General features: G+C 61.2%; 15 protein-coding genes. 3 read left to right on the top strand and 12 right to left on the bottom strand.

Annotated elements, in window-relative coordinates:
• Nucleotides 1-35: 35 nt before the first annotated feature.
• From ACROHD_RS01830 to ttcA, 8 genes are all read right to left on the bottom strand, one after another.
• Nucleotides 36-536 (bottom strand): SixA phosphatase family protein, encoded by a 501-nt coding sequence (locus tag ACROHD_RS01830; RefSeq protein ID WP_432675575.1) that lies wholly within the window; start codon nt 534-536, stop codon nt 36-38.
• On the bottom strand, nt 533-1,171 hold the full coding sequence (locus ACROHD_RS01825; protein WP_432675574.1) for a ferredoxin: 639 nt from the start codon (nt 1,169-1,171) through the stop codon (nt 533-535). The genes ACROHD_RS01830 and ACROHD_RS01825 overlap by 4 nt, the downstream gene beginning before the upstream one ends.
• A 39-nt stretch (nt 1,172-1,210) precedes the next feature.
• A complete protein-coding gene (gene argB, locus ACROHD_RS01820) occupies nt 1,211-2,077 on the bottom strand; it encodes an acetylglutamate kinase (protein WP_432675573.1) in 867 nt (288 codons plus the stop codon).
• 57 nt (nt 2,078-2,134) lie between these two features.
• Nucleotides 2,135-2,785: a ribosome biogenesis GTP-binding protein YihA/YsxC gene (gene yihA, locus ACROHD_RS01815; RefSeq protein ID WP_432675572.1), complete on the bottom strand. Its 651-nt coding sequence runs from the start codon at nt 2,783-2,785 to the stop codon at nt 2,135-2,137.
• Nucleotides 2,786-2,787: 2 nt separating this feature from the next.
• Nucleotides 2,788-3,525 (bottom strand): MOSC domain-containing protein, encoded by a 738-nt coding sequence (locus tag ACROHD_RS01810; protein WP_432675571.1) that lies wholly within the window; start codon nt 3,523-3,525, stop codon nt 2,788-2,790.
• The gene (gene yidC / locus ACROHD_RS01805) at nt 3,525-5,351 is read right to left on the bottom strand and encodes a membrane protein insertase YidC (RefSeq protein WP_432675570.1); all 1,827 of its coding nucleotides are present in this window, start codon (nt 5,349-5,351) and stop codon (nt 3,525-3,527) included. Before yidC ends, ACROHD_RS01810 begins: the two co-directional genes overlap by 1 nt.
• 120 nt (nt 5,352-5,471) lie before the next feature.
• The gene (locus tag ACROHD_RS01800) at nt 5,472-6,965 is read right to left on the bottom strand and encodes a putative bifunctional diguanylate cyclase/phosphodiesterase (protein WP_432675569.1); all 1,494 of its coding nucleotides are present in this window, start codon (nt 6,963-6,965) and stop codon (nt 5,472-5,474) included.
• A gap of 141 nt (nt 6,966-7,106) precedes the next feature.
• A complete protein-coding gene (gene ttcA / locus ACROHD_RS01795; RefSeq protein WP_432675568.1) occupies nt 7,107-7,958 on the bottom strand; it encodes a tRNA 2-thiocytidine(32) synthetase TtcA in 852 nt (283 codons plus the stop codon).
• 135 nt (nt 7,959-8,093) lie between these two features.
• On the opposite strand from ttcA, the gene ACROHD_RS01790 reads away from it, so the two are divergent.
• Complete coding sequence (locus tag ACROHD_RS01790) at nt 8,094-8,990, top strand: alpha/beta hydrolase (protein WP_432675567.1); 897 nt, start codon at nt 8,094-8,096, stop codon at nt 8,988-8,990.
• A 34-nt stretch (nt 8,991-9,024) separates the two neighbouring features.
• Here the strand turns inward: ACROHD_RS01790 and ACROHD_RS01785 are convergent, their stop codons facing one another.
• The 4 genes from ACROHD_RS01785 to rpmH all read right to left on the bottom strand — a co-directional run bounded on the left by ACROHD_RS01785 (nt 9,025) and on the right by rpmH (nt 10,406).
• The gene (locus tag ACROHD_RS01785) at nt 9,025-9,252 is read right to left on the bottom strand and encodes a hypothetical protein (RefSeq protein ID WP_432675566.1); all 228 of its coding nucleotides are present in this window, start codon (nt 9,250-9,252) and stop codon (nt 9,025-9,027) included.
• 310 nt (nt 9,253-9,562) lie between these two features.
• Entirely contained in the window at nt 9,563-9,832 is a 270-nt protein-coding gene (gene yidD / locus ACROHD_RS01780) for a membrane protein insertion efficiency factor YidD (protein WP_432675565.1), read from the bottom strand.
• The gene (gene rnpA / locus ACROHD_RS01775; protein WP_432675564.1) at nt 9,829-10,197 is read right to left on the bottom strand and encodes a ribonuclease P protein component; all 369 of its coding nucleotides are present in this window, start codon (nt 10,195-10,197) and stop codon (nt 9,829-9,831) included. Before rnpA ends, yidD begins: the two co-directional genes overlap by 4 nt.
• Nucleotides 10,198-10,271: 74 nt before the next feature.
• Nucleotides 10,272-10,406: a 50S ribosomal protein L34 gene (rpmH, locus tag ACROHD_RS01770; protein WP_005980833.1), complete on the bottom strand. Its 135-nt coding sequence runs from the start codon at nt 10,404-10,406 to the stop codon at nt 10,272-10,274.
• Between the two features lie 288 nt (nt 10,407-10,694).
• Between rpmH and ACROHD_RS01765 the strand changes: the two genes are divergently transcribed.
• Entirely contained in the window at nt 10,695-11,426 is a 732-nt protein-coding gene (locus tag ACROHD_RS01765) for a TVP38/TMEM64 family protein (protein ID WP_432675563.1), read from the top strand.
• 3 nt (nt 11,427-11,429) lie between these two features.
• A complete protein-coding gene (locus ACROHD_RS01760; protein ID WP_432675562.1) occupies nt 11,430-12,842 on the top strand; it encodes a dihydrolipoyl dehydrogenase family protein in 1,413 nt (470 codons plus the stop codon).
• The last annotated feature ends 11 nt before the right edge of the window (nt 12,843-12,853 follow it).

Below are 12,853 nucleotides of genomic sequence, written 5' to 3'. Positions count from 1 at the left end.
GAGAGGCCCCCATTCGGGGGCCTTTTCTTTTTGTGTCAGAGGTCGTGAGGCGTGACGAAGTCCAGCACCCGGCCTGTGCCCCATTGTACATCCCGCCAATCGGATTCATCGCAATCGATCACCAAAGTGGCGCAGGTCGGGAAATCGGCGAAGCGGGGATGGTTGGGTTTGCTGAACAGCAGCCGTTCGGCGAACTCGGCAATTCCTGGATTATGCCCGATGATCATATGAGTGAACGCATATGAGCCGCGCGTATAGGCCAACAGCGTTTCCGGAGACGCATGGTAAAGCTTCTCTGCCGTGCTGAATTTGGGTTTGCCGCCAATGGCAGGGGCTATGGCTTCCCAGGTCTCTTGGGCCCGTCGTGCTGTCGAGGTCGTGACCTTGTCGGGTACATATCCCCGCTGCTTCAACCAGGCGCCAATGCGAGGCGCATCGCGTTTGCCGCGATTATTGAGCGGGCGGTCATGGTCATCCAGCAGAGGATCGTTCCAATCGGATTTCGCATGGCGGGTGACAATCAGGGTCAGGCTCATTTGTGAAAATGTCTCATGTGGTGGGCAGTTTGATCCGGATCGCGGCCAAAACCCTGGCTAACGGGGCATACGCGCCGAACCAGACAGCCGCCAGTCAAGCAATCTGAACCCTGGACGCTGTTCAGATGGTCATGACAAGCGGGAACGTCATAGGGGCGTTCGCCAAGCGCTCCGACCGGGCAGGCTGTCAGGCAGGGTTGTTCGCAGCCGGAGCACGGGCCTTCCGACGCCGTAGGGGGCAGGTTCAGCAACTCAGGCAGCAGTATCGCGCCCCGGATCGAGATCATCATGCCGGCGGTGTCATGCACCAGCATACCAACGGGCGAGCGCCAGGCCCGGCCTGTGCGTTCCGCCCACCGGATGAACGGGGCGTAGGGCGGGCCACCGAACGGGAAATATGCGGTGCCACCGAGATTGTCTGCGAGCGCGCCGATGACGCGGGTAGACCAACGGTCAATCGGGTCTGGGTCATGGAATTCGGGCTGGTTCTGAAAATGGGCCCAGAAGCCAGGTTCCAAAGGCGATAGCAACACCATGGTGCCGGGGGCGCAGCCATCCTCTGGCGTCGCGTGGAACGCGCCGAAAATGTCTAGGAAATGCGGGGCGGCAAGCGCCTGAATCGCGGCGAGGTCCATGCCCGAGACTGTGCTGAACCGCGCGTGACTTGGCAAGCGTCAGGCGCGGATCATGCTGCCCGCGCCGTGCGCGGTGAACAGCTCCAGCAGCACCGCATTGTTGACGCGGCCATCGACGATGGTGCAGGCCCGCACGCCGCCCCGCACTGCGTTCACGGCGGTCTCGGTCTTGGGGATCATGCCGCCCGCGATGACGCCATCGGCGGTCATCTGTTCGACCTCGGTCGCGGAAAGCTGGGTCAGCACTTCGCCCGCTGCGTTCTTGACCCCGGCCACATCAGTCAGCAGCAGCAGTCGGTCAGCCTTCAGCGCCGCCGCAATCGCGCCTGCGGCCGTGTCACCATTGATATTGTAGGTCTCACCCGCGCGGCCCGCGCCAAGGGGGGCCACGACCGGGATCATGTCATCCTCGAACAGGTTCAGCAGAACCGCCGGGTCAACCTCAGCCGGGTCACCGACAAAGCCCAGTTCCGGGTCGGACGGATCGCAGATCATCAGGTTTGCATCTTTGCCCGAAAGGCCCACGGCGCGGCCGCCCTGTGCGTTGATCGCCTGCACGATGCGCTTGTTGACCATGCCCGACAGCACCATTTCGACCACGTCCACCGTGGCCGCATCGGTCACACGCTTGCCTTTGACGAACTCGGACTTCACGCCAAGCTTGGCCAGCATCTCGTTGATCATCGGGCCGCCGCCATGGACGATCACCGGGTTCATGCCGACCTGGCGCAGCAGGACCATGTCGCGTGCAAAGCTGGCCATCGCCTCTTCGTCGCCCATGGCATGGCCGCCGAATTTGATGACCACGACCGCATCATTGTAGCGCTGCATATAGGGCAGCGCCTCGGAAAGGGTGCGGGCGGTGGCGGCGTAGTCGCGGGTGGTCATGGTCACTTGTTTCTTCATTGCTCTGGCCCTCTGGTCACATCTTGTTAGCCCCCGGGCGCGCGGCGCTCAAGGGCTTCAGATGATGCCGGCGATAATGGCGCGTAAGGTGGGAATGCCAACGCCCTTCTCGGACGAGGTCGCAACGATCTCGGGGTAGGCGGCAGGATGTTTGGCCAGCGCGCCCCGCACCTGATCCAGCAAGCCCGGCATATCCGTCTGCTTGATCTTATCAACCTTGGTCAGCACCACCTGGAAAGGCACGGCGGATTTGTCGAGCAGATCCATGATCTCTTCATCGACCACCTTCACCCCGTGGCGGCTGTCAATAAGCACGAAAGCGCGGCGCAGATTGGCACGGCCGGACAGATAGGCCTTAAGCAGCCGCTGCCATTTCTCGACCACTTTCACCGGCGCATTGGCGAATCCATAGCCCGGCAGGTCCACCAGATAGTGGCTGTCTGCAATGGTGAAGAAGTTAATTTCCTGCGTGCGCCCCGGCGTGTTGGACGCGCGCGCCAGCGCTTTGCGGCCCGTAACAGCGTTGATCAGCGTCGACTTGCCCACGTTGGAACGACCCGCGAAGCACACTTCGACCTTGTCACCGGGCGGCATCCCGTCCATGGCAACGACACCTTTAAGGAATTCTGAGCCGGTAGCGAACAGAAGGCGGCCTTTTTCGGCCTCATCCGTTTCGGGTTTTGGGGCAAGTGGGAAGCGGATTTCCATTGTCAGACTACCTCTGCCATGTCACCAAGTGCGATATCGCCTGAGGTCACAACCTCTCCGTAGACGCAGAATTCGCGGTCCTCGTTCAGCACGCTCAGTGTATCGGCGTCGCGCTTGCCGGTATCGGGATTCGTGGTGGTGGCCATGCAGCGCACCACGGGTTCGCGGATCGCAATCTCGGTGCTGCCAATGCGGAGGGTTTTGCCGATCAGATCAAACTCTTCCCACGGCGCCCAACCATCCACCCAGATATTCGCGCGCCAGCGGCGTGGTGAGAGGCTTTGACCCAGCTTCTGTTCCACTACCCGGTGAGAGGACATGTTGCCGATGCTAACCGAAGGGAAATCCGTGTCGGTCATACCACGCCCCGGCACCCGGATGATCCGCTGCGACTGAGCGCGCTTGGGGTCCATCAGTGGCTTGGTCCAGGTGATCAGCGCCTCTGGTTCGTCATCGGGGCGGAACGTTAGGTCCGGCAGGTCTGGATGCGTGAGGGTGACGGTCTCGGTCGTCTCGTCCAGCTGCGCCTCAATGGCCATCAGTCCGGGCAGCTTCGCACCGATCGAGAAATTCACGCAGGATGCCCAGGCCGTCCCGTCGGTCTTCGCGGCGTCATGGGCGACGGCCCAGACCCTGTCCCACGGAAAACACATGCCCGCGGTCAGGCGGGCATGGGTCAGGGCTTCGCGCCCATGGCTTTTGATCGGATGACGCCAGAGCGCCTCAACCTTTGCGGTCATTATTCTGATTTCTTTTTGCGATTGAAGCTGTTGCGAATATTGCCGAAGACGTCAGGCCGATGCCCGTGGCTGCGCATGATGATGTATTGCTGGGTGAACGTGATCGTATTGTTGGTGATCCAGTAAACGATCAGCCCGCTCGCGAAGCTGCCAAGCATGAACATGAAGACCCAGGGCATCCAGGCAAAGATCATTTGCTGTGTTGGATCGGTGGGCGCCGGGTTTAGCTTTTGCTGCAGCCACATCGAGATACCAAGAAGGATCGGTAGGATGCCGATGAAGATCAGCGCCAGGATGCTGCCCGGTTCCGGCCCGGCCCAGGGGAACAAACCGAAAAGGTTGTAAATCGTAGAGCTGTCAGGCGCGGACAGGTCATTCAGCCACCCGAAGAACGGCGCGTGGCGCAGTTCCAGCGTGACGAAGATCACCTTGTAGAGCGAGAAGAAGATGGGGATTTGCAGAAGGATTGGCAAACAGCCCGAGGCGGGGTTCACCTTATTCTTCTTATAGAGCTCCATCATCCCTTTCTGAAGCGCTTCGCGATCATCACCAGCGCGTTCTTTGAGCTTCTCCATCTCCGGCTGAAGCTCTTTCATCTTCGCCATCGACACATAGGACCGGTAGGCCAGCGGGAAGAGGATCGCTTTGATCAGGATGGTCAGCGCGATGATTGCGAGGCCCATATTTCCAATCAGCACATGCAGGTTGTGCAGCAGCCAGAAGATCGGCTTGGTCAGGAAATAGAACCAGCCCCAGTCGATCGAGTCGAGGAACCCGTCGATGCCTTCCTCATTTTCATAGCGGCGGATGGTTTCCCATTCCTTGGCGCCCGCGAACAGCCGCGTGGTGGACTCCGCGGTTTCGCCGGGGGCAACAGTTACGGCGGGCAGGCGCGCCTCGGTCTGGTAGATCTCGGAGCCGGGAACGTAGCGCGACACAGCCGTGAAGGGCTGGCCCGACCCAGGAACCAGGGTGGTCATCCAGTATTTGTCTGTAAAACCGATCCAGCCGGACTCGGTCACTTCCGTTACTTCGGCTTGGGCACCTTCGCGCTGGACGAATTCCATGTCGGCCATGCCGTCATAGTCCAGCTCATTCAGGGTGCCATCGGAATTCTGCACGACGCCTTCATGAAGGATGAAGAAGTTTTGCAGATCCTCGGGCAGGCCGTGGCGGGCGACAATGCCGTAAGGGGCAAGGCGCACATCGCTATCGCCGGTGTTCTCCACCGTTTGCGTCACGGTGAACAGATAATCCTCATCAACCGAGATCGTGCGGCGGAAGATCAGGCCGCTTCCATTGTCCCACCGCAGTGTCACAGGGGTTTCAACGGTGAGCGACTGGCCTTCTTCCAGTTCCCACGGCGTGTTCGACCCGGGCACCTGATCGTAGTCGAGCGATCCGCCCGGGGTCCAGCCGTAGAGGGCGTAGTAGGCACCGGCTTCACCCACAGGGGATAGCAGGCGAACGTTGTCAGATGTTTCGTCCAGCGTCTCGCGATAGTTGCGCAGCAGCAGGTCATCGAGACGGCCGCCGGTCAGGGCAATGCTGCCATAAAGCGAGGGCGTGTCGATCTCGATCCGCGGCGTTTCAACAAGTTCTTGCGGGGCGGCGTCGATGCCTGCCGCGTCGGTTGTCCCCGCCGCGGGCGGTGCAAGGGCGACCTCGTTGCCGTTTTCGTCGACGACAGTCACAACTGCCGGATCATTCGCTGCCGGATCGACAGCAGGTTCCTCTGGCGGGAACATGATCGACCAAATCAGGATGACGCCCATGCTGAGCGCCATGGCAAGAATAAGGTTCTTGTTCTGGTTTTGGTCGTCCATACCCGCGTGTCCAGCCTTGGTTGAAGTCACGGAGGTTCAACAGACTGAGGCTGGAAAGGTCAAGCGGTTTTCCCGGTTCTATTGGCCTGCCGCGCGGTTTGGCCCCGCCATTTGGGTGGATTACCCGGCGCGGCGGCCAATTCTGGGCGTTTTGGCCAGCCCGGCGGTGTAGGTATGCATCCAGCTCACCGTGTCCGAGAACGGCATCGGGCGGGCGATAATATATCCTTGCAGATGATCGCATCCCAATTGCGCCACAACGCTGCGTTCGCCCGGTGTTTCAACACCCTCGGCCACGGTTGACACGTTCAGCCGTTCCGCCAGCGCCAGAATGCCGGCCACGACAGCGCGCTGGGTCGAGTCCTGGTCCAGCTTGGTCACGAAACTGCGGTCGATCTTGATGCGGTTGACGCGGAAGCGGCGGATATTGGCGATGGAGCTTTGACCAGTGCCGAAATCATCGAGGTCCAGATTGAACCCATGTGCGCCCATCTGCTCGATATTGCGCAAGATCACGTCATCTTCCGACTGGGCGGCCACGGTTTCGAGGATCTCAACCATCAGCCGCTTTGGGCGCAGGTCGAACCGGTCCACTTCCCATTTCAGGCGGTCGGCAAGGGTTGGGTCGCGCAGTTCCTCGGCAGAGAAATTCACGGCAACCGACGGCACCGAACAGCCTGCCATGTCCCATTCCTGGATTGCACGAAGGGACTGCGCCAGGATGGATTCACCAAGCCGCCCCATGCAGCCAGCGTCTGCAACCGCGGGCAGAAAGTCGGCCGGTGTCAAAATGCCTGCCTCGGGATGGTGCCAGCGGGCGAGCGCCTCGAACCCTGTGACCGCGCCGGTATCGGCGCAGACTTGTGGCTGGAACCAGGGCCGGATGTCGCCATTGGTTAGCGCTTCTTCCACTTCCTCCGCCAGTCCGTGGCGCAGTTGTGAGCAGGATTTGATTCGGTCGGAATAACCCCTGACACCGCCGGGCCCGTGCCGTCGCGCCTCGATCAGGGCGGTAAGGGCTGCGTCGAGAAGATGTTCAGCGCCTGCAAAATCGGTCTGGGCCGGGGTCGCGAAGCCGACGGACACGGTAGGATGGGCAGACGCCGCTGCAATGGCGATGGGTTCTGAAAGCGCCCTTTGCAGCCGATCCACCAGCGACATCACGATATCCAGTTTCACGGACGCGACCGGATGCAGGGTGATCGCGAACCGCCCTTCGCCGATGCAGGCAACCACGTCGCCCCTGCGCACTGTGGTCAGCACCCGATTAGCAGTCCGGCGCAGGATATGGTCACTGGCTTCGCCGCCCCATCGGGCCGCCATATCTGGGAAATCGTCGATCTCGGCCACCAGGCAGGCGGTGGAGTGGCCTTTCAGCCCGGCCTCTGACAGCGTTGTGTCCAAGACGGCCAGAAAGCTCTGGCGCATTGGCAGGCCAGTTTTTCCATCCAGCGGGGCCCCGTCCCCCACGCCTTTTCCCTGCGGTCGCATGGCCTGCAATGCCAGAAGGCCGGGCAGAAGAAAGGAGGTGGCAAAGATGACCTCTGGCGCGCCCATCCAGAAGGCCAGCAGCGCCAGCGCGGGGAAAACGGCCAGCACCTCGATCCTCGACAAGCCCCTTCGTATGTTTTGGGCAAGGGAATCCAACCTGGGAAACATCGGGACATGCATGGCAGCCTCTTAATCCTGGCAAATCGGGCAACGGTCCTGGAACCGCTAAGCCAAACTGCCTGACAGGCTGTTAATGTCTCCGTCTCAGTCCTTCGGATTTGTGTCGACTTGTTCCGAACGCATCAGCCCCGCGAAGTCAAAGAGCGCAGGGTCCAGCAGATGCGAGGGCCGCGCATTCATCAGGGCCGAAAACATCTTGCCGCGCCGTCCGGGGCTGCGGCTTTCCCATTCATCCAACAGTTTCTTGATCTGCTGCCTTTGCAGCCCGTCCTGCGATCCGCATAGATCACAGGGAATAATGGGATAGTTCATCGCGGTCGCGAATTTCTCACAATCGGCTTCGGCCACATGGGCAAGGGGGCGGTAAACAAACAGGTCGCCCTCGTCATTCAGCAGTTTTGGCGGCATCGTCGCCAGTTTGCCGCCATGGAACAGGTTTAGGAAAAATGTTTCCAGAATATCGTCGCGGTGATGGCCCAGAACCACGGCGGAGCAGCCCTCTTCGCGGGCGATTCGATACAGGTTGCCGCGCCGCAAACGGGAACACAGCGCGCAATAGGTGCGTCCTGCGGGCACCTTGTTCATGACGATGGAATAGGTGTCCTGGTACTCGATCCGGTGCTCTACCCCCATCTTCGACAGGAACTCTGGCAGCACCGTCGCGGGAAAGCCCGGCTGACCCTGATCCAGATTGCAGGCCAGAATGTCGACCGGAAGCAGCCCGCGCCATTTCAGCTCGGTCAGAGCGGCGAGCAGCGTATAGCTGTCTTTGCCGCCCGACAGGCACACCAGCCAGCGGGTGCCGCGTTCGATCATGCCATAGCGGTCAATGGCGTCGCGGGTTTCACGGATGATCCGCTTTCGCAGCTTCTTGAACTCGGTCGTGTTCGGGGCGCCGTTAAACAGCGGATGGATATCGTCGGATTCGTCTAGCATCGGGGGCCTCCGGTTGCGGGTCCGCATCTACGCGGAATGCCCGGCACAGGCAATGATTTTGGGATTCCGGCGATTCGGGCGCATGATGACCGGATTGACCAGTTTGCCATTCGAGGACGCGCTATGATTTACGCCATGACCACACGCAGTTTCGTGGACGGAGCCTTCACCAAGAACCCCGGTGTAACGCGGTATCTGAGGGTTGAGAAGGCCGGTGCGGGCTATGCGGTGCAGATCCTGCCGGTGGACACATGGCTGGCCGAGGTGCTGGCGGCGGCGGGCGGGAACGGTGTGCTGATGCACGTCCATGGCTTCAACCTGGAACAGCATGAGACCTTTGCCCGCCATGAACTGATCGCGGACGGGCTGGCGCAGCACGGGTTCAATGGCGTTGCGGTCAGCTTTGATTGGCCGACCAATGGCGCGGTCTTTGACTATCGCAAGGATCGGGCAGACGCACATTTAGTCGCGCCGCAACTGGTGCTGGATGGCATAGCCGTACTGCGCAAGGCGATGCCGGGGATCACAATCGACATCATGGCTCATTCCATGGGTTCATTGGTGACGCGCCATGCCTTTCACCGGGTGGTGGAGCTGGGCAAGGCCGGGACGGTCGATATCTCGGTCGGGCAGGTTTTGCTGGTTGCTGCCGACATTGCGGCGAAGTCTATGAAGGTCGGTGCCAAGAAATCTGCTGCGCTCTATGCTCATGCGGGCCGGATCACCAACTACTACAGTCGTGCCGATGAAGTGCTGAGCCTTTCCCAATGGTACAGGCTGTTTCAGGCGCAAAGGCTGGGGTTCGAGGGGATGCCGGACGGTGTGCCATCAGGCCATGCGGACGTATACGCGCAGCACTATTATATCGCGCATAAGCAGGACTGGCCGAACACGGCCTCGATCTCGCACAACTGGTATTTTCTGGATGCGCAGTTCTACCGCGATGCGGCGCTGGTTCTGGCAGGCCACCCTGCGGCGACCATGCCAACGCGTGCCCCAACGAACGCGGGCAATCAGGCGCTGATCGGCTGAGGGTTGGGGCCCGGATGGACCGGACCCCGAAAGCTCACCACCTGAGCTGTGTCGCGGATGGGGGAGGGTGGTAAGGTGCCATCCCTATGTCACGCCGCATGTGATTGTTGAGCGAGATGAGCCCGTTCGCGGGCCGCGCCTTGGACCTCAGCGCCTGCTTGGCTGCGGCCTTCAGCACGCGCCACGCCCCCGCATCGGCAATCATTTCAGCCAAAAGGGCCTGGATTTCAGCCGCCAAAAGACGGTTTTCGAGTCTGGTCATGATATGTCCCCCTGATGGAACAGGGGCCTCTGATTGGGTTGGAAATGGGCCACGGAAAGGCGGAATGCCGCCCGAGACAAATCGGTCAGGTCATGTTGGAAAGCTGGTCCCTAGGGACCGAAGGGTGCGGCCTTGCGGCCTATGCCCCTGCTACGCCGGTGCCAGACCGGGAATCGGGTTCGCCACGGCGCCGTGCAGATAGACAAATCATATGACGCCCTCCCATGTTGGACGGTGGAACCCGATATCGGGCGAGTAGCACTAGTAGCGTGCATCACGCTATAGCGGAAAAGCAGACAATCTACGGTTGTTACCGATTGGCCACGTCTTGTGACTCGTCACGGTCGTGATCATGCTCGCAACCAGGCACAGGGTCATAGCCGTCAGAACCCCAGGGATGGCAGCGTCCGATCCGCCTGGCAGCGAGCCACGCGCCCTTGATGGCCCCGTGTTTTTGCAGTGCCTCCAAGGCGTATGCGGAACATGTGGGCTGATAGCGGCAGTTGAACCCAACCCAGGGGCTGAAGATCAGCCGGTAGGCCCGGACGGGCAGGGCGAAGAGATGGGCCAGCGGGGTCACTTGTGGATTTTCCTAAGGGCGCGGGACAGGTCCTTGACCATATCCTCAATCGGACGGGCGGCGGTGTCATTGGCTTTGCCAATCAACACGTAGTCCCAGCCGGGCCGCCCTTCAAGCGGCAGGATGGCGCGGGCGATCTCTCGCAAACGGCGTTTGGCGCGGTTGCGGGCGACGGCATTGCCAACCTTCTTGGAACAGGTGAAGCCCACGCGCACCAGATCGGGCGATACGCCTTCATCGTTGCGGCGCAATCGGGCCTGTACCAAAAACGCGGGCGTGGGCGCGCGCGCTGCGCGGGCGGCACGCAGAAAATCGGGGCGCTTGGTCAGGGTCTCGACGGTTGGCACGGACGGTCTCTCAAACACGAAAAGCCCCCGGGGCCGTGGGGCCGAAGGGGGCTCATCAACCGGGCAGCAAGGCCCGGCCCTGCATCACGCGATTATGCGCTGAGCGACTTCCGGCCGCGGGCGCGGCGGGCGTTCAGGATCTTGCGGCCGGCTTTGGTGGCCATGCGGGCGCGAAAGCCGTGGCGACGCTTGCGGACCAGGTTCGACGGCTGGTAGGTGCGTTTCATCTGTCTCGTTTCCTTGTCATCAAGGCCGGATGCGGGGTGAACCCAAGCATCGACAGCCGGAGAATCCGTATGAGGCCCGGGCAATAGGCCCTCATGCCCCCCATGTCAACAAGCCCGAAGCCCTGAAATCCCGGTTTGAAACATCCCGGGCGCAGATTCCTTCAAGCCACCCCCGATCATGACATATTTCCCCCGTTTCCGTCACGTGTGATCAACGCCGCGTGAGGGGGCTGTTGCTGCGCAAGGCTTGCACGCATGTTGTGGTCAACCCAGGCGATCGGACAGGATATGAGCCAAGTCACAACAGAACCCGGATCGAAGGCCAGCCGCCTTCTGCCCATTCTCATCCTGATCCTCGGATTCGCGGCGGGGCTCTTTTTCTTCAGCGACTATCTGAGTTTCGAGGCCTTGCGCGACAATCGAGAGGCGCTGCTTGTCTTCCGCGATTCGCATTACGTGGCTATGGTGGCCGGCTACATGGTGATCTACGTCCTAGTCGTGGCCTTTTCGCTGCCCGGCGCCTCGCCCGCAACGTTGGCGGGTGGGTTTCTTTTTGGTCTCTTCCCCGGTGTGATCTTTGTTCTTCTGTCTGCAACCACTGGCGCGACGATTATTTTCCTCGCGGCTCGGCTTGGCTTCGGCAGCACGTTGTCAGCGCGCATGGATGCATCATCCGGCCTTGTCCGGCGGATCAGCGAGGGCATTCATCAAAACGAACTGTCGATGCTGTTCCTGATCCGGCTGGTGCCCGTTGTGCCGTTCTTCGTGGCCAACCTTTTGCCCGCGCTGGTCGGTGTCAGCCTGCACCGCTACGTGTTTACGACCTTCTTCGGGATCATGCCGGGCACGGCGGTTTATACGTGGGTGGGCGCTGGTCTGGGCGAGGTTTTTGCCCAGGGCGAAACCCCCAACCTGTCGATTATTTTCGAGCCTGCCATTCTGGGCCCCATCCTCGCCCTTTGTGCCCTTGCGGCGCTTCCCATCCTCATCAAGGCCCTTCGTGGCCAGAAAGGGCTTTGACCCATGAACCGGATCAAGACCGATATCTGCGTGATCGGGGCAGGCAGCGGCGGGCTGTCTGTGGCGGCGGGCGCTGTCCAGATGGGGGCGGATGTGGTTCTGCTGGAAGGCCACAAAATGGGCGGCGATTGCCTGAACTATGGCTGTGTGCCGTCAAAAGCGCTGTTGGCGGCCGGGCATAAGGCCCATGCGATGGGGCAAGGGGCGTTTGGCGTCAAGGGTGGTGAGGTTTCGACCGACTATGCCGCCGCAAAGGATCATGTGGCCGCCACGATCGCCGCCATTGAACCCCATGACAGCCAGGAGCGGTTTGAGGGGCTTGGCGTTCGGGTCATACGGGAATTCGGACGTTTCACCAGTCATGATACCGTTCAGGCAGGCGACACAGAGATCACCGCGCGCCGTTTTGTGATCGCCACGGGCTCCCGTCCTTTCGTGCCGCCGATTCCGGGACTGGAGGACACGCCATACCTGACCAACGAGACGATCTTCGAGTTGCGCGAAAAGCCCGGCCACCTGATCGTCATAGGCGGCGGCCCCATCGGGCTTGAAATGGCGCAGGCGCATCGGCGGTTGGGGTGCGAGGTGACTGTGTTGGAAGGGGCTAAGGCACTAGGCAAGGACGACCCGGAGATTGCGGCCATTGCATTGGAAAACCTCCGCGCGGAAGGTATCCGGATCATCGAGGGCGCGATGGTGTCCAGCGTGTCCGGTGGAGAAGGCGACATCGCGGTGACAGCCGAAGACGGGACCGTTTACAACGGCACTCACCTGCTGGTTGCGGTTGGGCGCACCGTTAATATCGACACGCTTGACCTGCACAAAGCCGGGGTGGAACGCACCCGCAGCGGCGTGAAGGTGGACTCCGCGCTTCGGTCGCCCACAAACCGCAGGGTCTATGCCATCGGCGACGCTGCGGGCGGCCTGCAATTCACCCATGTGGCGGGGTACCATGCGGGCGTGATCATCCGGCAGATGTTGATGGGCCTGCCAGCGAAGGCACGGACCGACCATATCCCTTGGGCCACCTATACGGACCCCGAGATCGCCCAGGTCGGCCTGACCGAGGCACAAGCCCGTGAGGTTCATGGCGACAAGCTGACTGTGGTGCGCTTCCCCTATTCCGGCAATGACCGCGCGATTGCCACCGGCCAGACCAAGGGGATGATCAAGGTGATGGTGGTCAAAGGGCGGCCTGTCGGAGCCTCCATCGTCGGAGCGCAAGCGGGAGAGCTGATCCAGATCTGGGCACTTGCCATTGCCAACAAGCTCAAAATGGGTGCTATTGCCGCGATGGTCGCTCCCTATCCGACACTGGGGGAGATTAACAAACGGGCCGCGGGCGCCTATTTTAGCCCCAAACTGTTTGACAGCCCGTGGATCAAGCGGATCGTGCGCCTCGTGCAGCGGTTCTAGGTCCCGGGACG

This window comes from Nioella aestuarii (assembly GCF_050896395.1).
Classification (GTDB): Bacteria; Pseudomonadota; Alphaproteobacteria; order Rhodobacterales; family Rhodobacteraceae; genus Nioella; species Nioella aestuarii.
The sequence above is the reverse complement of the archived record's forward strand: the minus strand, read 5'-3'. Positions and strand labels throughout refer to the sequence as shown.